This window comes from Sphingobacterium detergens (assembly GCF_003610355.1).
GTDB lineage: Bacteria > Bacteroidota > Bacteroidia > Sphingobacteriales > Sphingobacteriaceae > Sphingobacterium > Sphingobacterium detergens.
Genome location: NZ_RAPY01000001.1, coordinates 62126 through 84876, shown reverse-complemented (window position 1 = coordinate 84876; position 22751 = coordinate 62126). Strand labels below are relative to the sequence as shown.

Below are 22751 nucleotides of genomic sequence, written 5' to 3'. Positions count from 1 at the left end.
CCGTATCCCTTATAATAAAACGGCTAAAAGTCCATTGGAAAGTGATAAAAACAAGGACAGTGGGCTATAGATGTAGGTATCCCGTGATGCAAATACCGACTGTCTATACTTCTTAAATATACCAACATATTTCAGATCACCTATAAATCGCAAAAAGAAAATGCCGCTAATCACATACATGCCGTAAAGTACATAGCGATTCTCGAAGGGAACCTTTATCATCCCAATGGCAGAGAGGTTTATCAATGCAAAAAATAATAATCCAATGGCGACAAGTAAAGTCCCCTGCCAACCAGGATTAAATAACCTTCTTCCATTCAAGTCTGTAGGGATGGTAGCGCTAATCCCCCACTGACCTCCGAATACCCAAAAGAGATGAAGTAATGCTAGCAAAATAAAGATATTGGCAATTACTATTGATAATATAAATTCCATTCGATAAATATAATCTTTAAAATATACATCACCTTTAAAAAGTAATTTTTTATTGCATAAACAACAGCATTGAACATTATTGCTTATGCTTTGTGGCTATTTAAGATAAGTAAGCTAGAAAAAACATACATAGGGCCAGATGTTTACTACATCTTGAAGACATTAAACTTATGACCATCAGGGTCAGCAAAGACAAATCCATAATAGTTATTACCGAAACTGGTCGGTTTGGATACAATCGTTCCCCCAGCACTTTCAACTTCATTGGCCCATTGATCTGCTTGTTCTTTGCTTTCTGCAGAAAGTGTGAATATGATCTCATTGCTTATCTGAGAATCGCCAAAATTGACATCTTTTACATTCGATTCCAGTATATTTTTCAGAAAAAAATGAATTATAAAATCATTTTCCCCAAAAAAGAAGCTGACCAGGTCATTAGAAGTATGGGGATTATTGGGTTTAAATCCCAGTACTTCATAAAATTTCTGTGTGCGTTCCAGATTAGCAACCGCCAAATTGGCCCATATCATTTTAGGTTTCATATTATCTCATTTTTGTACAGCATAAAGTTAATGGTTTTCAACAGATTAAAGATTGTCATGGGACAAGTTTTTCCTATTCCTCTTGCTTTGTCAAACAAGCAAGCCTTTATATTCTCGCAAAAAAATTAAAGGTATGTTGAGCGATGAGCACTGGATTAATAACTGATGTGTCATTAAGTCGATCTTCATACAATTCGATTTGTATCAATTTAACATCATTCGGTATTTTATACTTTTCATCTTTTGTATAATTATAACCGCGTACATCTTCATTTTCCTTGCCAGGAATTTTCTTGATTTCAACAAAGTAGCGCAGTGTAATGGTATTACCATATTGTTCGCCTTTTTCGAAACGAATTTTTCTGACCTGACTCATTGTATGTCCACTGGAATTAATATTTCCTTGTATACGAAATTCTAGCGTTTCAACAGTTTTGGAAAGCATAAAAATCTGGGGCGCGAACCGCTCTGTTATTTCGTTACGGCTTGTAAAAGTATATGTTGTACCAGTTTCGGGATTCTCTTTTGCCACGCGTTTTGGTACGGTTTGAATAGCAGAAATTTGCAATTTCTGTGTATTGATTTTACAGCCAGCAAATGCTACAAAGGAAATTAAAACCAGAATCTGTTTCATCGCACTATTTTAATCATATTAGATATCAAAAGTAACTAAAGGTATCAAACTAAAATATCCCTGAAAATGATGGTTTTTTTAGGTCTAAAGTTGATTTTTAGACTTGGATTAAGCCAAATCCAACCAATGACATGCACCTGCTGCTGAGATCCTTACGGTCCACCTGGATTTGAGCTTGCACCGATAAGAGTGAATACAGTATGCATAGGAACATTCAGAACAAATCCCCTAAGGTATCTAACTGAACTGGAAAAGAGGAAAATCCGCGCCGGTTTCAAAACTGGTAAATAATTGTAGCCGATGTTGGAAGTTTCTTGGGATAAATACAAAACTTTTTTTGTTACAATTTTAGAGCAAACAAGATAAAAACAACAGCCGAATCATCCCACTAAAGCAAAAAAACAACGCTTAAAAATGTTCATTTCAATTATTTATTGGCAAAAACAGCTCTGGTATCGCTTTGTATGAATTAAGCACATTGTTCCCAATATTTTTGTATAATAGCTATATTTTTAAAAAATAGCTAGGTAATGTTATCCATCGAATATTATTTTAAAACATATTTTCTACAGCTCTGTACGTTTGCCTTTCCATGGGTCAACTCGGAGGAAATAGCCAAGGATATTGTACAAGATGCTTTTATTGTCCTAATGGATAGACCAGAGCTGTTGGAGAAAGGAGAACGGGTTATCAAAAGTTTTCTCTACACCTCCGTAAAAAATATGGCAATGAACACCAAACGACGAGATATGGTATTTGATAAGATACGCAATTCCATCACCGTAGAAGAATCCGACAATCATAATATCCTGGACGATCTTATCAATTCCGAACTGATTGGCGCATTACACCGCGAACTTGACCAATTACCTGAAGGCTGTCAGCGAATCTGCCGTTTAATCTACTTGGATGGCATGAAATATGACGAGGTAGCACAGGAATTGGATGTGTCTGTCAACACCGTAAAAACCCAACGCATGCGTGCAATAAACCTTTTGAAAACCAAATTCCTAAATTTAATTTTAAACTTCCTTTTGTTTTAAAGATTATTTCTTTTTATTTTTTTTTCATCCCGAGTCACCCTTTTTGATTCCTCAAGTTATTTAGTTATTGAATTATGATAGAAACCGATAAAATAGTATTGGCTGAATTGGCTTCATTACTCCTGAAAGATGGACAATTATCTACTGCACAGGAAAATGAGCTAAAACGTTTGTTGGAAAAATATCCTGAGGCAAAGGATAGTTTACGCCACCGTCTTGCGAATACGGATATCCAAGTTCCATTTGATTTACGCAGCACCGATCTAGATCAGGAGTGGGAAATTTTAAAAACCAAATATAAAGAAAGAAAAATTGCTCCAAATTATCGTCGGTGGAATGGAAAATGGAAAACTACTATCGGAGTAGCTGCTGCACTACTATTACTCTTTACTTTTGTTTGGATCTGGAAATCCTATCTAAAACCTATCAATTATCTTATCCCAGATAAGGTCTATGGACAGAAAAATGATGTCCTCCCAGGGGAAAACGGTGCTATCCTGAAGATTAAAGGAAAAGAAGACATTAACTTAATGAATAAACAAGTCGATCAAAGCCTTTCTCAAGGTATCGAATTAAAAGATGGAAAATTACTATACTCACAGCTCAAAACCGAAGAGTCTAACCCGATACACACCTTAATTGTGCCCAAGAGATCTACTATAGCGATAACGCTAAGTGATGGTACACGTGTATGGGTGAATTCGGAATCAGAACTGATTTATAAAGCAAATTTCACTGAAAATGAACGGAAGGTAACATTAAAAGGTGAAGCTTATTTTGAAGTTGCCAAGGACACAAAACGACCATTCATCATAGAGGCTAATGACCTTAGTATCCAAGCTATAGGAACAGCTTTTGATATCAATTCCTATAAGCCCAACGCCAAAGTACTATTAACAGAAGGACGCCTAAAAGTCAATGGACAAGAAAAAGAGATTTTTATAGATGCTGGAAATGGAGTAAAAATGGTTAACAGTCAATTGGTAGCCTTTCCTATACCAGATATGGAGGAAGCAACAGCATGGAAAGATGGCTATTTCTATTTCGATAATAAAAATATGCAGCAGATTCTCGATGAATTAAGCCGATGGTATGGTATCAACATAGACTCCAACGTTTCATTAGACAAAAGGCGTTACAAAGGAGGTATAAAAAGAGATGTGACCCTTGCAGAGGTCTGTAATCTACTGAAAGACCTGACCGGCTATCAGTTAACAATCGACAAAGAAAAATTAATCGTTAACAAACCGACTGACAAAAATAAATAAACTATCTAACTAAGAAAAGGAGGGCTTATAATATGTAAGAAGATAAATACCTAAATATTGTATGAAAAAGAATGCAGAAGTACTCCAATACTCCTGCATCTAACTGAATTAACAACTGATCATAAACTATTAATTCTCTACCAAATTATGAATAATTTATTTTATTCAAAAGGAATTCTTTGTCCTATAGACAAAGGAAAATTTTTGAACAATCTAATCAAAATGAAACTGACAGGAATATTATTAGCAACATCCATGATGGGTGCCTATGCTTCAAGCTCTGCTCAGATTACACTGCACGCCAAAAATGCAAAGATTGAAACGGTCCTCAAAAACATCACCAAGCAGACAGGAGTACGTTTCATCTTTATGGAGGGCTTACTGAATAATGAAAAAGCAAATCTTGAAATAACAGATGCAACCCTGAATAAAACACTTGATCAGCTCTTTAAAAATAGCGCATTCTATTACATGGTACATCGTGGTACTGTCGTCATAAAACGGAAACAGGAAAATGTACCTGATGATCAATCAAGTAGCGAAATGCTGTATCAGCAACGAACTATTAAAGGGAAAATACATGACACAAAAGGAAATCTATTAAATGCAGTAAGCATTTTGCTCAAAGGGACAAACATTGGAACCTCAACAAATGCTAGAGGCGAATTTCAACTTTCTCTCCCAAATGGGAATAGAGGTACGTTGATCTTCAGCGCAGTGGGCTTTAAGCAACTTGAACTTCCCATCAACAACAAAACTGAGCTCAATATCGTCATGGACAACGACGAAATTGGGCTTGAAGAGGTGGTGGTCGTTGGATTTTCAGAGGTCGATAAAAAGCACCTCGCCTCCTCCGTATCTCAAATGGATATGGAAAAAGTAAAAAACCGTCCAATCTATAAAATGCAGGATGCCTTTTCGGGAACAATTGCTGGTGTTACAATGATGCGAGGGAATAGTCTTCCTGGCAGTGTACCTGGCACCATTTCTATTCGCGGTATCAGTACACTACAAAATGCCGATCCTCTGGTCATCGTAGATGGAATGGAACAGAGTATCCACGATATCGATCCTAACCAAGTGAAAAGTATTACGGTACTTAAAGATGCGGCTTCAGCATCTATGTATGGCTCCCGCGGTGCCAATGGCGTTATCATCATCGAAACGGAGCGTGGACAAACTGGCCAATTCAAGGTTTTTACAAATAACTGGTATGCAATAAACAAACCGATAGATCTTCCAGAATTTGTTGGCGCAGTTGATTTTATGAAATTGCGAAATGAAACACTGATCCAACAAGGGCAACCAGCGATCTATTCTGATGAAACAATTGAACAATATGCGAGTGGAAAAATAAAAGGAGTTAACTGGCTGGATGAAATAATGGAACGCACCTCTACCGCAATCAACAACAACGCTAGTATTTCTGGTGGTGGAGGTGTCGGTACTTTTAACCTTATGTTGGGTCATATTAAGGAAAATGGCCTTAACAATATTGAAGGGACGCAAAAATTCTCGGCCAGATTCAACACAAATATCAATATTGCAGATAAGTTTGTTTTGATGGCCGATTTTTACGCGCATCGTCTACAAGTCAATAGGCTGATGGCAAATGATGATGGTCACGGGCTCTATCAACAAGCCTGGCGCCTAAACCCAACACAACAGATCTACTATGATGTAGACAGGCCTGAACCATTCATTCTGCATAACAACATTAATCCGATAGCTTCGATTAAACATGGTGGTACCAAAAACTATATGCATGACCGTAGTACGATCAATCTCCGACCTAAATACAATATTAACAGTAACCTAAATATCGAAGGAAATGTATCATACATGATCAATAAATCTGCCGACAAACAAAAGCGATTAACCTATAAATTCTTTGATGAAAAAGGGGCGCCAATCAGCATATGGGGTAACGATGTGAATGCCTCACAGGGAGTAAGTGAGAGCCAACTGACTGCGCGAGCATTGGTAAATTACAATAAGGAACTACGTCAGGACAAAGACAAAATCTATCTCACCGCAGGTTCTGAGATCATGAGCTATACCTTCACCGATTTTAGAGAAATTAGCAAGGCTTCTTTTTTTGGTAAATTAAACTATTCATTTGATAACCGTTATATATTTGAATTAACAGGTCGTTCGGATGGAAGCAGTAAATTTGCACCGGGTCATCGCTGGGGATTCTTTCCATCAGGGGCCTTTGCATGGAACCTGCATAATGAAAGCTTTTTCAAACCTATCCTCGAATCCGAGACGATCAACAATATTAAAATCCGTGCCTCATACGGTTTAATTGGTAATGAAAATGTAGCCCCGTATCTGTGGCAGGAATCTGTCAATACTTGGGGATGGACAATGCGTGTTCCTAATTCTAATTTTTCATGGGAGAAACAAAAACAATGGAATCTTGGTCTCGATATGAATGCCTTCAAAAATAGACTTTCTTTAACAGCCGAGGTATACCATAAAAATTCGTATGATTTAATCTATGATCAATTTGCTGTTCCGCCCCTAACAGGCTCATACACCTTAGTCTCAGCAGTAAATATTGGTGCGGTAGAGAATAATGGCTGGGAAGTTTCGATAAACTGGTCTGACAAGAAAGATGATTTCTCCTATAAAGTCGGTGCAATGCTATTCAATAATCGCAATCGCATACTCAAGGCTGGCTATAATGAAAATGACCGCTTGATTTTCAAAGGCAATAATGATCAGATATGGTATAAAGGGATCCCAATCAATAATTATTATGGTTTTCAATCAAATGGCTACTTTCAGAATCAACAAGAAATTGATGAAACAGCAGCAAAAATGCCCAATTCTAGACCTGGTGATATCCGTTATGTCGATCAAAATCAGGATGGTCTCATTAACGACAATGACCGTGTTTATCTGGCGGATCCACTTCCCTATTACAATTACGCTATCAATATTGACCTGCATTATAAACGCTGGGATTTTTCTGCGTTAGGTCAAGGTGTGGGTAAGAGAACTGGTAGGCTAGCTGGTCAGGAAGCCTATCCAGTTTATGTAGATGGAAACAGCAATGATCTAGGGGCACCACGTGTTGAATATGTTGCCGACCATTGGAGTCCGGAAAATCCAAATAGTCGTTTCCCACGTCTATGGACAGGCTCTACGCCGAACACACTTTTGAGTAATGTATGGCTCAGCAATGCGGCCTATTTCCGTGTTAAATCACTTCAACTTGGATACACTTTTCCATCCATTGGTAAAAGTGTCAAAAACCTGCGGATTTATGTAAACGCCCAGGATGTATTCACCTTGACAAAGTGGGAAGGACTAGACCCTGAGCGGATCGGTAGTGGTAATGGAAATTACCCGCGGATGGCAACATACAGTTTTGGATTAAGTGCGAGCATTTTTTAATATCATATACAATGAAAAAGAAAATTATTACCCTGATAATAGCATTGGCGACACTTAGTAGCTGCGAAAAATTTCTTGATAAACGAGATCCAACAGCAACTTCCTTTGATGAGTTTTTTAACACAGAGGAGGATTTACGTCGTGTGGTCTATAGCAGTTATTTGGATGCTTTTATGGGTCCAGGTGAACGTCGTCTCCTTTTTTATATGACCGAAGGTCGTTCGGACAATGCTTATGCCCGCATTGAGACAGACCACCATATGATCATTGCCAACGGCAATATGACCAGCAACTCTGCTTTAGCTGTTTATTACTGGAATTTACACAATCAGCATATAGGACGCATTAACACCTATTTGGCAAATGTTGACGTTCCCTATGTCGAAAATGAATCTACGCGGCAAAGGTATAAAGCAATTCTTGAAGGTTTGCGCATCTGGCATTACTTCAGGATCACAGAATTTTGGGGTAATGTCCCTTTTGTGCTTACTCCTGTTAAACTGGAAGAGGCAACACCAGCTGTGACCCCTAAAGCCGAAATCCTCGACAAACTCTTTGAAATGAGTGAAGATGTCGCCAATAGACTTCCGGAAAATGAAGGTACTACAAATGCATATATGTTCAATAAGTATTCCTTTAAAACATTGGTTATGCGCTATGCGCTCTATAATGGAAGGTACGAACTGGCGGCGAGGCTTGCTAAGGAAATAATGGATAGTGGAAAATATCAACTGCACCCTCAATACGCCAATCTATTTAACTATCAAGCAGATAAAACCAACAAAGAGTTTATCATCAAGTTCGATATGGAGAGTCATAACAATTCAGCAACGGCGTCATTTCAACATCTGGCTCCACAATATCGAACCGGAAATGGACAATCTTATGTCGTTCCTCTAAAAGCACTCGTGGATAGTTATTGGACTTTACAGGGGCGACCAATTGACAACTGTCCATTACACAGCAAGCAAGCCTATGAGCTTAATCCAAAATTAAACCGCGATCCACGGTATGAAGCCAGTGTATTTGGTCATGGCGATCTCTTCAATAATGAAAAAATAGACATCTATGATTCCAAAAGCGCTTTTTACTACCAAAACCTACGCAGTAGTAGATCGGGATACTGGTTTAAGAAATTTGTGGACCAAGCCGATGCGTTCCGTACTGGTGGAAATATGCATTTTTCTTTAGCCCGCTACGCCGAAGTCCTTTTAACCTATGCCGAAGCCAAGATTATGTTGAATGAAATAGATGAACTGGCTAAAAGTTGTATCAACCAAATTCGCAAAAGAGCCGGACTTGATATGAGCATTGCGGATGTCAATTTAGTTGCAAAATCACAGCAGGAATGGATAGCGCTCATCCGCAACGAAAGAAGAATCGAATTTGCTGGCGAAGGATTACGCTATAGTGATATCTTGCGATGGAAAACGGCAGAAACGGTACTTAATCAAGCAGCTCTCGGTCACATGCGTTTGAATGGTGCTGGACAGTCTGAGGTACTTAAAATTGAGGATCGAAAGTTCTTAAATCACCAATACCTATGGCCATTTCACGAAAGTAGTTTTCAGGTAGAACCTAACTTGGTGCAAAATCCGGGTTACTAATCCAATACAACTGTATTCTTTTATCCGATATTGCAAAAGCGGCATTCCTTATGGAATGTCGCTTTTGCATTTTATTTTTCTTTTGTTCAATACAACTTTTAATAGGAATAGCCTACCTAAGCGAAAAGAGAGACCTTTCGAGCAATGCCAAGAAGTAGCCCCCCTTATATGCGCAAAATAGCAACAACTTTTTCAAAACGACCATGATTGCTTACTGAAGTTGCAAATAGTTCTGTCCCCCCCTCTACAGCAATATATGGAATGCCAAAATGGTCTTTGACAATTTCATTTTTTTCGATTTCAATAACGTAGTCTAGAAGACTAAAAACGCTAACAGCTATGGAATGTATAAAATCAGGCGCAAGAATTGTTTCTGTATAGTAGATATTCCCTTCACAAAAAACCCGGCCATAAGCATTACTGATCGACTGCTGGAATATTGTACAAACCAGTTTTTTAGGCATATATTTCCGGATCTTGGTTTCTCTATTCCATATCTTATAAGCTGCCTCTTTCATGCTCCATAAGAGCCATAGCGTAGTCTCGGGATCTGGACTACTTGCTATTAACAATTGCTCATCAGCACCAAATAATTTCGGAATAAATCCCCTACGTCGCCAATTACTGTCTTTGCGGGATTGCACCAGATCGATGACGTCATTACCAATCATTTCATTTGAAGTTTGCTTTCTATAATATCAATAGCTGCCTTTACATTGAGCATACGTTCCATATCGGGATTGTCAATAACAATATCGAATTTCTCTTCAATATCCAATACTATATCAACCAGATTGGCAGAATTGATTTGGAGGTCGTGAATGAAATCAGTATCCTCGCTAAGGCTCCCAAAAGCGTCATCATTTGCAGTATATGGTGCTATGATAGGCCTTAATGCGTCAATTAGTTCTTCTCTGTTCATAGACTTAGTTATTAAATTTTTTAAATATTAGACAGGCATTTACATCGCCAAAGCCAAAACTGGCTTTGGCTACAATATTGGGTCTCAAGTAGGTTGTTTTCAGCGGTACTTTCAGCGGATCTATAAGAGCAGCAATGTCGGGATGTAGGTCATTACAGTTGCTATTACCGAACAAGAACCCTTCGTACAGTTGCAATACTGTAGCGACACTTTCAATACTACCTGCCGCGCTGAGGCAATGTCCAATCAAGCCTTTGAGCGAATTGATGTAAGGGAAGTTTTTCCCGTTACGTTCAAGCGCCTTAGTCCAATTTTCTATCTCGAGCGCGTCCTTGGCTGTTGCAGTAAGATGCCCATTGATGGCATCAATATCCATAGCAGAAATGCCAGCATTTTTAAGTGCATCGATGATGCATCGTTGCACAGCATCGCTATTAGGAGCTGTCATGCTCCCCATTCCACGCTGACCTCCTGAATTGACCTGGCCCCCAAGCAATTCTGCATATATCTTTACACCACGCGACAAGGCGCTTTCCAAATCTTCTAATAGTAAAGCACCTGCTCCACTACCGGGGACAAACCCTCCGGCCGTTGCACTCATTGGCCGGGCCCCTTGTTGTGGATGTTCATTATATTGAGAGCTACAGACCCGCAGGGCATCGAAGCCTGCCCAGATGTAAGGGCCACTATCTCCTGTACTCCCTGCTACCATCCGTTTTGCTCTTCCCGAACGAATGCGGTCATAAGCCATCAGAATGGCTTCCGTACCCGTAGCACAGGCTGATGAATTGGTTGTCACTTGATTTCCAAGCCCGAGTTTTCCCCCTAGGTATGCACTGACTCCACTGTTCATCGTCTGTGCCACTACTGTACTTCCTAGCCTCCGTGTTTGCAGATCGTCTACTTTATAAATGCTCTCACGAAATTTATCTATGCCGGAGGTACCTGACCCAAAAACAGTTCCACTATCCCAATCCGGTTCAGAAGAAGCATCTATTGGTAGCTCTGCATCTGCCCATGCTTGCATACCAGCAATGACGCCGTACAATATTCCGGTGCTATTAAATCCTCTCAGTTCCAAGTCGGTAAAATACTGTCTTTTGAGATCTTCAGATATCGCTGGCGTTCCTGCTATCTGGCAAGAGAATTGTAACCTTTCCAGTAGAGGATCATGCATTATCCCCGAAAGTCCATTTTTTATGGCCGTTGAAAAGGCGGGTACTCCTACTCCGTTTGGGGCAACCACCCCTAGTCCAGTTATTACAACTCTAGTCATAGCTCTCTCTTCATCATACCTGACAGGGTTCCTTTACAAACCTCATATCCAGCTTCGTTTTTCAATGTGACAGCGCACTTGAGCTTCCCGAACCTAAAATATATCTTATCCGAAAAAACGGTAACCTTTTCCTTAGGATACACCGGTTTTAAGAATTGTATTTCACTTGAGGTCAATGCCATCGCAATACCATTGTTTAAATCACTACCGAGCAAATAAATTCCAAAGCAGGCCAGCCCTATCTGAGCCATTACTTCGGTCAAAATAACGCCGGGAGTAATTGGATTACCGCAAAAATGCCCTTTGTAAAAATCCAGATTTTCATTGAAAGTATAGTTTCCTATAATACCTTCTTCATCTACATGCACCAATTCATCCACAAATAAAAATGGCTCCCCATAAGGCAATTGCGCAATAATATCATTCAAATCCATCGACTTATTTTTTAAGGTTACCATTGTAATAAAACTCGCTGTGCTGAGAAACCGGGGCCAAAACTCAACATTAACCCTAGTTCTCCGGCCTGAGGCTCGTGTGCCATGATACGCTCGAGAACATAAAGAACTGTAGCACTTGACATATTGCCATACTGGGCCAGAACGGCCTTGGTATCTGTAATATCTTTGCCAAACTCGGCAAAAATCTGCTCCATTGTTGCGACAATCTTTTTACCTCCGGGATGAAAAATCATATACTTTATGTCTTCAATTTCTAAACTATTCTCCTGTAAAAATGGATGTATGACTGCATCAAAATGCGATGCGATCACATTGGGAACCTCAACATCCAATATCATCTGCATACCGCCATTTGTTAGCTTGAAACCCATAATGTCTTCAGTATCATAAAAATGGTACATCTGTTGGTCAAGTATCACAGGTCCTCGATCTGCTTCATGAGAAGAAAGTAAACAACAGGCGGCGCCATCTCCAAATATCGCAGCGCTAACTATATTAGACATTGAAAAGTCTGACAGCTGAAAGGTTGCTGTTGGTGCTTCGACGGCAATTACAGCAGCACGTTTTCCAGGATTGGCCTGCAAGAAATTTTTGGCGTAAATAATACCGGAAACTCCAGCAACACAACCCATTTCAGTAACTGGCAGCCTGACAATATCCTGCCGGAGTTTCATCTTATTGATAAGATATGCGTCCAATGAAGGTATCATAATCCCTGTACAGCTGACGGTGATGATATAATCCAGAGATTGGGGTGTCCATCCTACCTTTTCGAGAGCCTTACGAAGTGCTTCCTCACCTAATACTATGGCTTCCCGCATGTAAATATTATTTTTCTCCTCGAATGATGTTGCAGTAAAAACCTCATTCGGATCCATAATAGCATACCTTCTGTCGACAGCCGAGCCCTCAAAAAGTTTCTTTACTTTTTTTATAAACCGGTGCTCCTGGCCCTTAAGCCATATATCCAATAGCGGAAGTATTTCAGCAGTTGTGCTGGAGTATTTGGGCAGTTGCTTGGCAACACTTATTATTTTAACATTCATATATTGGAAATTATCCATTGGTAACGAAATGCCCATTTCCACTGGACCATATAGTTTTTTAAATGTAATTGTTTGCAGAACTCCTCAAGCTCATTTTTCTTAAAGCCACGTAATATTGAAATAAGTCCATCCTTCTTGGTCATATTGTTTAACTTAAAAACAACACAAATGGTTTGAAAAAGTCGATAGGCAATTTTGCTTCGCTGCAAATCGTTGATTACTATCCCTAGGTTTGAAATTTTGACAAGGATATTTATTAGTTCTATAATCTGATCAGTATCAAAATGATGTAATGTAAGAGTACATAGTGCAATGTCAAACTTTGCCATTTCAAAATTCTTATCGAATACATCGCCGCACAGGTATGAAATATTGGGATAATCTTTTGATAAAACTTGAGCATAGTTAACAGTGAATGGATTGGCATCTATTCCCACTATTTTAAGATCTATATTATTACTATAACCATAGTCGCTCAACATACGTAACATCTCGCCATTACCGCAGCCGATATCGACAATGGTTAGTGTTTTGGTTGTATCGGCTTTTAACAACAATGTCCGGACGCCATCTAAAGTAATCTTGTTGCCCCCCAAAAAATGATTTATTTTCGATATTTCGTCCAAAGTAATGCGGAGTTCATCACCTTCGAGTGAAAAATCGTCCATAATTTCGTTTTTCTTAGTTCTAAACTTTGTATTTATCCCCATTTTATTTGCTTCATATTTCCGTGAGTTTGTTTGATTATCCATGTCAACACTGCAGGAAAAAGTATGGCAACCCTCATTAAGACCCTAATACCAACTTCGTATCCTAGCACTGTTGCTAAAATCCTTCCGAAAAATAGGCGTCTCGCAAAGTTTTTTCGCCATTGGTTGATGTAACGTTTTTCCAGTCCTTCACGTGAGGTTATTTTGCCAGCATAATAGTCCACAATAAGTTCGGAAGCTATTTTTGCACTGTGTATCGCCATCGCCATCCCATTACCGCAAAAGGGGTGGATCAGGCTCGCCGCATCGCCGACCATTAGGATATGATCTTCTATCACTGTTTTTTTTTCAAATGAAATCTGGCTAATGGTTAGCGGTTTATCAAAAAGTACCGTATTGCGTTCAAAAAAACTTTTTAGATGACTATTCGTAAACAAGACATGCTTCTGATGATCGACGACATTTTTATATTTTTTAAACATCTCTACATCTGTTAGATAACATAAATTTATCGCATTATGCTCGATTTTTGAAATGCCGCAGTATCCTCCCGGAAAATTATGCAACGCAATTAGGCCGTCCGGAAAATCACCTGAATAATGTGCTTTAACCGCCATCCATTTCGATGTCTTTTTCATGAAATCACGAGCTAAAATCTGATCAATATTGGCACGTTTTCCAAAAGCACCAAGCACAATCTTTGCTCTCAAAATCTGATCTTGAACCGAAACCTCAAATATATCGTCACTAAAAGATATTCCAGAAACGCTGGCTATCACAATCGCACATCCATTTGCTTTTGCTTTTTGGTATAAGAAATCGTCCAAACAATACCGGCTTACGCCAATACCGCCCAAGGGCAATTTGACCTGAGCCGATTTTCCATTTTGCGTCGTGAATTTAAGATGTTGAATATAGGTTGGATGCAATTCATTTATATTGGCGTTAAGCCAGCACAAATAGGGTACAATTTCATTGGAAAGATATTCTCCACACACTTTATGATGAGGATAATTGTGCTTTTCGATTAATGTTACTTTTAATCCTTGTTTAGACAGATGAAGTGCACTCGTGAGCCCGGCAAGACCCCCACCTATAATTATCACATCAGGATTTACTGTCATACATCACAATTCGCTTTACATTGGTAATCTTTAACATATCATCTTCATAAGTCATCACAGTCTCCATTTGGTCAGTCCCGTTTGATTCAAACAAAATAACGCTAAAAAATAAGCACACTCGGCAAGGTAACTCACAAGCCTTATGATTAATCTGGTTTATGAAAAGTTTCTTTGATAACAGCTACGACCATAAATAGTTTTGATCTTGCGCCAAATAGAAAACTAAGAGCTTCCCCTCACACTTGTATTTTTCATCGATCAGAGCTTTAACTGGATTGGCTATGGACTTTTTAGAAATCTTTGCTCCTTTTCGACAAATAAACCGTCGAGAAAAAGATACCTGTCTCTGAATTGCTCGGGAGATGCCTTTGCTTCAATAGCTATGTTAAGTATATTCATAAATTTATCTGTTGCTGTGGTTTTTGGCCACACAGCAAGGTCTCTTCCATTGGGATTACCGGTCTTAATAAAATTGATGAAGTAGCGCTGTCCCAGTAGTGAAGTTTTATAGTCATCCTTCGTCCAGTCAAAAACATCATTGCTCTTCAGGTTTCCCAATAGATATTCAATATCACTGGCATGGGATGCTCCCGGGAGGACTGGTGGCAGATTCTCTTTGTCCGTATTCGCAGATTTTTTATTTATCCCACCAGCGAGTCCTGTCTCCACGTTGCTATAAGCTGCTTTCATCGGTGGCCGCGCTTTGCTAAATATGTAAACATAGACAGGTTGACCACTGTTTTTTCGTTGCAAATCGAGCCACTTCCAAGTACTGTAAACAATAAAATTATCACTGGCTAGCCCAGTCGCCGATTTGAGGACTTCACTTTCTGTTTTTCCGGGATATAATTTGAGTACTTCATCAGCTCCAGTGCCAAACTGTTCGCGTACTAACCTTTCATAGTTGTCCGGTGATGGATAAGACTTGCCTGTGAAGGCGAGATAAGGAGCCTCTGTAGACGTCCAGCCCGCAAGTAGAGGAACTTTGGACTGCTCCCCTGCTTCAAATATTTCCAACGGTGATTTGGGGAGAAAATAACCATCTATGATCAGACGTGTCATAAAGGCGCCGGGCTCACTGGCCCAGTCAAGTAGTTCTGCGGCAGGAATTTTACGCAATTGGCTGAGATTGCCTGCGTTGACTTTGGCCGCAAATGTAACACCTCGTTGTTCTTGCTCCCCAAGGGAAATAGTGCCATATCTTAAATTAAAAACACTTCCGCTCTGACCGATAGCACGCTTAAATAGCCCTTTAGAAAGCGGACTGCTCATCTGAGCGGAAACAGACATGCTTCCTGCAGATTCGCCACCTATGGTAACCTCATCAGGATTACCTCCAAAGGCAGCTATATTCTTTTTGACCCATTTTAATGCCGCATATTGATCCAGGAGACCATAGTTCCCTGATGCATTTTTTTGTGATTCTTGGGTTAGTTCCGGATGCGCAAAGAAACCAAAGATGCCCAAACGATAATTGACCGTAACGACAATAATGCCTGCTTTGGCAAAACTCTCCCCATCGTAACGATTTTCTGATCCATCACCGGCATTAAAGCCGCCACCATAAAAATAAACTAAAACAGGAAGTTTACCGGATCCCCCCGCCTTTGGTCGCCATATATTCAGGTAGAGGCAATCTTCACTTATACCCGGAGAACGAAATCTCATATCCCCATAGATCGGTTTCTGCATTGGTGAATTTCCAAAGCGATCTACCTTTCGAACCCCTGTCCAATGATCGGCAGGTTGTGGTTCTTTCCATCGCAAATTGCCAACCGGCGGTTTTGCAAAAGGGATTCCACGGAATGCCTGCACTCCGCTGGATAACGTAATTCCCTCCATTATCCCCTCCTCAACCTTTACTTGAGGCTGTTGGGCAAAAACAAATGATATAATCAGGAACGCGGTGACAGTAAAAAAAGTCTTTATCATAATAATGTTCGCTTAGTTTATGCTTTAGTATTCACTCAGTTAAAATACTAAAATAAAATTAAACGAACAGGTTTTCAATATCTTACATAGGACTGCACCAATTAGGTAAACTCTCGCTTGTAGGCATTGGTTAAATTACAAAATCAAATGCCTTTACTTTATCTCGCACCGTCATTCCATAATTTTTCAACAATTTCGTTTTGATTATATTCAAAATAATTGCCCTGTTTATCTTTTTGTCTTTGAAACAATCTGCGGTCAAAGGTTGTAAAATTTAGCTTTAGAAAATCAATAAAATAGTCATCAAGATGATAATGAAACTGCGCTCTCAAACTTTTATCATCCTCGTCCTGCATAACAAAAGTCTTTTGCCATCGCACAATTTCTGCCAGTTCATCCTTTGTGATATGTTCAATAATTTTCGGAGCGGGAAGTGATATTCTGAATGCCAAAACTTCAGCGCCTTCTTCCTCCCACCATTCCCAAAGATTAAATTGAGATATATCTTTACCCGTCATTTCATGAAGCGTATTTTCAAGCTTTTGATATTCGGTATTATCTTCATCCCCGTTCTCTTCACAATAGTCAGAATATGCCAGAATGAGCTTTAGAACTTCAGGATAGCGTTTTTCCAATGTTTGAAAATCAGGTTCAATTTCTTTTCTTAATTCCATTATCTAAATATAACGTCAAAAGTATCGCCATCTTGTTGAACGGCCTCCGCACATCCTTAGCTTTATACCAAACAAGTAGGTTCTTGTCTTTTGCTCAAAAAGACGAGGTCAACAAACAAAAATAGAATAATAATTTATACCGATTATATTTTACCATGTTATCGGCAGTTAAAAAATTAGTAAATTCACGATATAATAACGCTTGATCAACACATAAATATAATAAGATGCACCTTACACTGGTGTCCTGACAATGATTAAGCAAGTAAATGTCGTACATCTGTTATTTATCGGAAAACAATTATGGAACTATCATCGACAGCAGAAAATATTATCACGCAAATTAGCGACAAGAAGACCAAACTTGGTGACTTGCGTAAAATTGCTAACGTTATTAAAAAAGACCACGAACTAGCCATGGAACTGTGGTCTACAACACACTACCTTGCCCGACAATTGGCGATCTTACTGATGGACAAGAAATTACTTTCTAAAGAAATTATTGACAGGTTGGTCAGTGATATTGAACAACATCGGGAAGACGAAAAACTGCAGCTGATTGATTGGCTTATGGCGAATCAACTTGCCAAAGACAAACGTACAATCGCATTAATGGAAAGTTGGGAAAATAGTACATCTCCCCTTCAAAGACGTACTTTTTGGTACCATCAAGCCCGATTGCGATGGGTGGGACAAACACCGCCGCCCAATAGCGAGGAATTGCTTTCGAAGATTGAAACCCGAATTGAAAATGAAGTATCTGAAGTCCAGTGGGCGATGAATTTTACCGCCGCTCAAATCGGTATTTTTCAGGAAAATTTCCGAAAAAGATGTATAAATATCGGTGAGCAAACAGGGCTTTATAAAGACGAAATGGTGGCTAAAAATTGTACACCAAACTATTTACCAAAGTTCATCGCCATTCAGGTTGCAAAACTTAATAAATAAAATCACTGGATTTCTCATAAAGTTGTTCGGTGATATATCCCGGTGGCCAAAATTGAGATCACACTGCGGAAAATCTCAATTTGAGATATTAGCAATAACTTAGAAAGAACACCCAATCAACGGGCTAACAATGCAATGAAATCGGATATCAATATATCATCCGCGGAAATATGGACCAAACAGTTATCTATTTGGATGATATACCTGTTTCTTACTACGATGATTTTTCCTTCCATCTGTAATGGTCAGGATAAAAAATCGTGGTCGGAAGAAGAATGGAATACTTTGCTGACAGAGCAATTATTTCCAGGTAAAAAGATCGAAAATTTAGCTTTCAATTTCGATACCCCTTTTGAAGAGAAATACATTCCGATGAAGGATAGTATTATTCTGAATGGACTATTATTTAAAACCAAAATACCCAAAGGTCTGATCTTCTATTTACATGGAAGCAATGGAGCCTTGGACACTTGGGGTAAAATTGCGCCTATATATACAGCGAATAATTATGATATCTTTATGCTTGACTATCGTGGCTATGGCAAAAGCCAAGGTAAAGTTACCGATGAAAGTATGCTATATAATGATATTCAAATAGTCTATAATAAACTAAAGACAATCTATTCTGAACATAACATTATCGTATTGGGCCAATCTATGGGCAGTGCCCTTGCCTCTAATATTGCAGCCAACAACCAGCCGGGTCTGCTGATCTTACAGGCCCCATATTATAATTTAGCAGACTGGGTAAACAATGTTGCTCCTGAATTAGACACCACAAATATCCCCTTCCGTTTTGATAATGCATCTCATTTGAAGAAGGTAAAATGTCCGATTATTATTTTCCACGGCAGCAGTGATAAGGCTGTCTACTATGGTTCCTCTGCGAAACTTTCCAAACTGTTAAAAAGCTCAGATCGTTTCATCACATTAAACAATGAAGGGCATAATGACTTCTCGAAAAACAAAGTTTATCTGAAATGGATTAGCACGATATTAAGATCAAACCAACATGCGAAATAAATGACGATAATCCATTATTGGCTATAAATATTGACAGTCGCGAAAGGAATATGACAATTGACACCGAATTACCAATTACTCTTCCTACCTTTGTTTTCAAATTAAACACATATGCCAAAAGAAACAAAAGCGGGACTTTATCAGGGAACCATAGAAAAAGATGCCAATGGAAATTACTTTTGTGGCCCTTATCTATTGGATTATCAAATCGTAGAAGCTTATTTTAAATTGGGTGATCGGGTCAGCTTAAAAAGTATCATCAAAAATACCAGCCGTATGAGTATGGAAACTTATCCACAAAAATCAATTAAGTTTTCATATGCTACTGAAAATCATGACAATGATTAAGATGAACTAAATCGTTCAATACTGAATACACTTCACCTGTTTTCATACCCCTTTAAAACGGGATGTATGAAAACAGATGGATAATAAAGTATCAGCCCTGCAACTTAGGGGTAAACGAAATTGACGATCAACTTTTAGAGATGATAAAATCCTGATAAACAATTTCGAATTCCTTCTGTTAGGTATAAAACAGATAATATTGTTTATGCCTCATTTTATTATAGAATGTTCACAAGATATTCTTCAAACGATAGCTCCCGGCGAACTCATGGACGCTGTATATGATACCGCAGACGCTACAGGAATTTTTGCTAACAATGACATAAAGGTTAGAATTCAGTCATTCCACCATTATAAACTTGGAAGCAATAAGACTAATTTCTTACATGTCTTCGGATATATTATGGAGGGACGAACTACGGAACAAAAGGCAAATCTCTCAAAAACAATCACTGCCCGCCTCAAGAAATTGCTTTCTTCGATCTCTTTCCTTTCGGTTAGCATCAGCGAATTTGAAGCAGCAACCTATTGCAACAGCTCGTTAATAAATCCTCAGAATATGAATCATGACCGTCATTTCGAATTATAGGATCTCCACATTAATTTTCGGCTAAAATGATCCATCTCATTTACGTTTGAGATATGGATCACGATGATCCCTAATCATTCTGCTTAACTTAGTCTATATTCAAAAAAGGAGATAATATGACGAATACAATGAAAGCCGCACGTTGGTATGCTGCAAAAGATATCAGAGTAGAATCAACTGAAATTCCTGAACCGAAGTCTGGTCAAGTTAAAATAGCTGTTCATTTCGCAGGAATCTGTGGATCTGATCTACATGAATATGTACATGGTCCCCAATTAATCTCGGTAGATCAACCTTATCCACTAAATGGGCATCAAGGAACCACTACATTAGGGCATGAGTTTTCAGGAGTAATAGATGCGATTGGTGAAGGCGTCCATTATTTAAAAGTAGGTGACCGTGTGGTCGTAGAACCGATTTTTAAAAACTTCGATAGTCCTTTTATCGCAAATGGTGCATATAATTTATCAGAACCTTTGGGATTTGTAGGCCTATCCAGCAATGGTGGATTTGCGCCGTATGTTGTCGTCGAAGACTATATGGTACACAAAATACCCGATAGCATGTCGTTCGAAAAGGGGGCATTAGTGGAACCTGCCGCTGTAGCAGTTTATGCAGTACTCCAAAGTGGACTTAAAATCGGAGAAACGGTTTTGGTCTCTGGAGCTGGTCCAATAGGTTTACTATGCGTTCAGGCAGCACTTGCCGCAGGTGCAACAACAGTTATTGTGACTGATATCGCTGACAAGCGTTTGGAGAAGGCTAAAGCCATCGGTGCTACCCATATCATCAATGCAAAAGAAGAAGGTATACCACAAAAGATTAAGTCCATCACGGAGCTTGGAGTGGATGTATTTCTAGATTGCGCTGGTGTACAAGCCTCCTATACAACTGGAATTGATAGTTTAAAAAATGGTGGAACGGCTGTTTTAGTTGCACTTTTTGGTAAACCTGTAAATACCAATGCACTGGATCAAGTGCTACGGGAAATCACCATTAAAGGTATTATTGCTTATCGTAATATCTTTCCACAGGTTATTGCACTTATCGATAGTGGACGTATGCCCGTAGAGAAACTTGTGACACGCAAAATAAGCTTAGACAATATCGTTTCAGAAGGATTTGAAGCTCTGGTTCATGATCCCACTGAAGTCAAAATCTTAATTGATATACAGAAAAATTAATGCAGTCAGGATACAGACAATAATAAGCAACGTATCGAAAAAATAATGTGATCGTTATAAATATGGCCGCTTGGGTGTCCCAAGCGGCCATATTTATTCGGTTTGCCAAATCTTTTGTAAATGATTTACATCTTATTTGGTATTATTGGTCAACGGGAAGATAGCACTCTCCACATGCGCTTTCTCAATCAAGCGTTGCAATTCCTGTACTTTTTTCGGATTGCTATTCGCAACATTGTTCTGTTCTTTTGGATCTTGTTTGAGATTGTACAGCTCTTTAATCGGAGTAGCAGTAGTTACTTTCTGCAAAATGAGTTTCCAGTCACCTTTTCGTAAGGCCTGACGTCCACCATCTTCATGGAATTCCCAATAAAGATAATCATGTTGCTTTTGTTGTTTATTCCGTCCCAATAAAGTAGGAACAAAAGAAACCCCATCTGTATATCTGGGTTTATCCGCCTTAGCAAGTTCGACCATCGTCGGCATAATATCCCAAAAAGCACCCAGATAGTTTGATGTCTTTCCTTCGGCTATTTTTCCCGGCCAATAGGCAATGAACGGAGTCCTGATACCTCCTTCATACAAATCGCGCTTATTTCCACGCAAACCTCCAGAACTATTGAAAAAATTAGGATCTGCTCCCCCTTCTTTATGCGAACCGTTGTCACTTGTAAATATGATTATGGTATTGTCAAGCAAGTTGTTTTGACGTAGTTTTTCTACGATCTGACCAACATAAGCATCCATACGACTTACCATGCTTGCATACATAGCATGCGGTTTCTCTACACCAGCATAACCCGGAACTGTTGCCTTTGGTCCGTAATCATTTCCTTTATGTGGTTTTTCATCAAATGAATTGGCATATTGCTGGTAATATTCATCTTCTGGACCAGAAAGTTCGGCATGGGGAAGCACAGTAGGTACAAAGAGAAAGAAAGGTTTGTCTTTATTCGCATCAATAAAGGCAAGAGTTTTCTCTTGGATCAATGCTGGTGCATATTGACCTTTGGCCAATAATCCATTACCATCAAGCTCAATCCGCTCTTTATTATGCCAAAGATGAGTAGGGTAATAACGGTGGGATTGACGTTGGCAATTGTAACCATAAAACTCGTCAAATCCTTTCTGATCTGGTGCTCCGGTAGTATTGACCATCCCTAGCCCCCATTTTCCGAAAGCACCTGTCGCATAACCCGCCTTCTGCAACAACATAGCGATTGTCTGTACCGAGTCTGCCAACGGTTGTTGTCCCTCTGGTTCGATTTCTTTATTTCCTCTTACATAGGTATGCCCAGTATGTTGTCCTGTCATTAGGGAAGAACGCGAAGGAGCACAGACAGAGGTACCAGCATAAAAGTTCTCAAACTTCATTCCCTTATTGGCTAGTGAATCAATATGCTTGGTTTCAATTTTTTTCTGACCATATACACCAAGATCCCCATAACCGAGGTCATCCGCCATAATAAAAACAATATTGGGTCTTGTCGCCCTATTTTGAGCAAATGTGGCTCCTGATATAGCCAATAAGAAAACAGCTACAGCTACCTTCTTATTATTAATAGATTTTAGTAGGTTCATGT

22 protein-coding genes are annotated in these 22751 nt (G+C 39.1%); 9 read left to right on the top strand and 13 right to left on the bottom strand.

The window, feature by feature from the left end:
- Positions 1–9 precede the first annotated feature (9 nt).
- From DFQ12_RS00425 to DFQ12_RS00415, 3 genes are all read right to left on the bottom strand, one after another.
- A complete protein-coding gene (locus DFQ12_RS00425; RefSeq protein WP_120257065.1) occupies positions 10–435 on the bottom strand; it encodes a DUF3995 domain-containing protein in 426 nt (141 codons plus the stop codon).
- Positions 436–581: 146 nt separating this feature from the next.
- Complete coding sequence (locus DFQ12_RS00420) at positions 582–977, bottom strand: VOC family protein (RefSeq protein ID WP_120257064.1); 396 nt, start codon at positions 975–977, stop codon at positions 582–584.
- A gap of 106 nt (positions 978–1083) precedes the next feature.
- Positions 1084–1611 (bottom strand): hypothetical protein, encoded by a 528-nt coding sequence (locus DFQ12_RS00415; protein ID WP_208642402.1) that lies wholly within the window; start codon positions 1609–1611, stop codon positions 1084–1086.
- Positions 1612–2141: 530 nt separating this feature from the next.
- Here DFQ12_RS00415 and DFQ12_RS00410 point away from each other — a divergent pair.
- The 4 genes from DFQ12_RS00410 (at position 2142) to DFQ12_RS00395 (ending at position 8934) form a co-directional block, all read left to right on the top strand.
- Positions 2142–2654 carry a sigma-70 family RNA polymerase sigma factor gene (locus tag DFQ12_RS00410; RefSeq protein WP_120257063.1) on the top strand — a complete coding sequence of 171 codons (513 nt, stop codon included), beginning with the start codon at positions 2142–2144 and terminating at the stop codon, positions 2652–2654.
- 74 nt (positions 2655–2728) lie between these two features.
- On the top strand, positions 2729–3922 hold the full coding sequence (locus tag DFQ12_RS00405; protein ID WP_120257062.1) for a FecR family protein: 1194 nt from the start codon (positions 2729–2731) through the stop codon (positions 3920–3922).
- A gap of 147 nt (positions 3923–4069) precedes the next feature.
- Entirely contained in the window at positions 4070–7327 is a 3258-nt protein-coding gene (locus tag DFQ12_RS00400; protein ID WP_208642401.1) for a SusC/RagA family TonB-linked outer membrane protein, read from the top strand.
- An 11-nt stretch (positions 7328–7338) separates the two neighbouring features.
- Complete coding sequence (locus tag DFQ12_RS00395; protein WP_120257061.1) at positions 7339–8934, top strand: RagB/SusD family nutrient uptake outer membrane protein; 1596 nt, start codon at positions 7339–7341, stop codon at positions 8932–8934.
- Between the two features lie 164 nt (positions 8935–9098).
- Here the strand turns inward: DFQ12_RS00395 and DFQ12_RS00390 are convergent, their stop codons facing one another.
- From DFQ12_RS00390 to DFQ12_RS00350, 9 genes are all read right to left on the bottom strand, one after another.
- The gene (locus DFQ12_RS00390; RefSeq protein WP_120257060.1) at positions 9099–9605 is read right to left on the bottom strand and encodes a 4'-phosphopantetheinyl transferase family protein; all 507 of its coding nucleotides are present in this window, start codon (positions 9603–9605) and stop codon (positions 9099–9101) included.
- A complete protein-coding gene (locus tag DFQ12_RS00385; RefSeq protein ID WP_120257059.1) occupies positions 9602–9856 on the bottom strand; it encodes an acyl carrier protein in 255 nt (84 codons plus the stop codon). The genes DFQ12_RS00390 and DFQ12_RS00385 overlap by 4 nt, the downstream gene beginning before the upstream one ends.
- Positions 9857–9860: 4 nt before the next feature.
- Positions 9861–11132: a beta-ketoacyl-[acyl-carrier-protein] synthase family protein gene (locus DFQ12_RS00380; RefSeq protein ID WP_120257058.1), complete on the bottom strand. Its 1272-nt coding sequence runs from the start codon at positions 11130–11132 to the stop codon at positions 9861–9863.
- On the bottom strand, positions 11129–11566 hold the full coding sequence (locus tag DFQ12_RS00375) for a 3-hydroxyacyl-ACP dehydratase FabZ family protein (protein WP_120259159.1): 438 nt from the start codon (positions 11564–11566) through the stop codon (positions 11129–11131). Before DFQ12_RS00375 ends, DFQ12_RS00380 begins: the two co-directional genes overlap by 4 nt.
- Positions 11567–11583: 17 nt before the next feature.
- Positions 11584–12636 carry a type III polyketide synthase gene (locus tag DFQ12_RS00370; RefSeq protein WP_120259158.1) on the bottom strand — a complete coding sequence of 351 codons (1053 nt, stop codon included), beginning with the start codon at positions 12634–12636 and terminating at the stop codon, positions 11584–11586.
- Positions 12633–13304, bottom strand: a complete 672-nt coding sequence (locus DFQ12_RS00365; protein ID WP_244211644.1) for a methyltransferase domain-containing protein — start codon at positions 13302–13304, stop codon at positions 12633–12635. The genes DFQ12_RS00370 and DFQ12_RS00365 overlap by 4 nt, the downstream gene beginning before the upstream one ends.
- 32 nt (positions 13305–13336) lie before the next feature.
- On the bottom strand, positions 13337–14470 hold the full coding sequence (locus DFQ12_RS00360; protein WP_120257057.1) for an NAD(P)/FAD-dependent oxidoreductase: 1134 nt from the start codon (positions 14468–14470) through the stop codon (positions 13337–13339).
- 279 nt (positions 14471–14749) lie between these two features.
- The gene (locus DFQ12_RS00355) at positions 14750–16402 is read right to left on the bottom strand and encodes a carboxylesterase/lipase family protein (RefSeq protein WP_120257056.1); all 1653 of its coding nucleotides are present in this window, start codon (positions 16400–16402) and stop codon (positions 14750–14752) included.
- A 158-nt stretch (positions 16403–16560) separates the two neighbouring features.
- Complete coding sequence (locus tag DFQ12_RS00350) at positions 16561–17076, bottom strand: hypothetical protein (RefSeq protein ID WP_208642400.1); 516 nt, start codon at positions 17074–17076, stop codon at positions 16561–16563.
- 303 nt (positions 17077–17379) lie between these two features.
- Here DFQ12_RS00350 and DFQ12_RS00345 point away from each other — a divergent pair, with 303 nt between their 5' ends.
- The 5 genes from DFQ12_RS00345 (at position 17380) to DFQ12_RS00325 (ending at position 21168) form a co-directional block, all read left to right on the top strand.
- The gene (locus DFQ12_RS00345) at positions 17380–18024 is read left to right on the top strand and encodes a DNA alkylation repair protein (RefSeq protein ID WP_120257054.1); all 645 of its coding nucleotides are present in this window, start codon (positions 17380–17382) and stop codon (positions 18022–18024) included.
- 195 nt (positions 18025–18219) lie between these two features.
- On the top strand, positions 18220–19047 hold the full coding sequence (locus tag DFQ12_RS00340; protein ID WP_167457158.1) for an alpha/beta hydrolase: 828 nt from the start codon (positions 18220–18222) through the stop codon (positions 19045–19047).
- Positions 19048–19158: 111 nt separating this feature from the next.
- Entirely contained in the window at positions 19159–19395 is a 237-nt protein-coding gene (locus DFQ12_RS00335) for a hypothetical protein (RefSeq protein ID WP_120257052.1), read from the top strand.
- Positions 19396–19600: 205 nt separating this feature from the next.
- Positions 19601–19984: a 5-carboxymethyl-2-hydroxymuconate Delta-isomerase gene (locus tag DFQ12_RS00330; RefSeq protein ID WP_120257051.1), complete on the top strand. Its 384-nt coding sequence runs from the start codon at positions 19601–19603 to the stop codon at positions 19982–19984.
- 116 nt (positions 19985–20100) lie between these two features.
- Positions 20101–21168 carry a 2,3-butanediol dehydrogenase gene (locus tag DFQ12_RS00325; protein WP_244211643.1) on the top strand — a complete coding sequence of 356 codons (1068 nt, stop codon included), beginning with the start codon at positions 20101–20103 and terminating at the stop codon, positions 21166–21168.
- A gap of 132 nt (positions 21169–21300) precedes the next feature.
- On the opposite strand, the gene DFQ12_RS00320 is transcribed toward DFQ12_RS00325, so the two are convergent.
- Positions 21301–22749, bottom strand: a complete 1449-nt coding sequence (locus tag DFQ12_RS00320) for an arylsulfatase (RefSeq protein ID WP_120257050.1) — start codon at positions 22747–22749, stop codon at positions 21301–21303.
- Between the last annotated feature and the right edge of the window lie 2 nt (positions 22750–22751).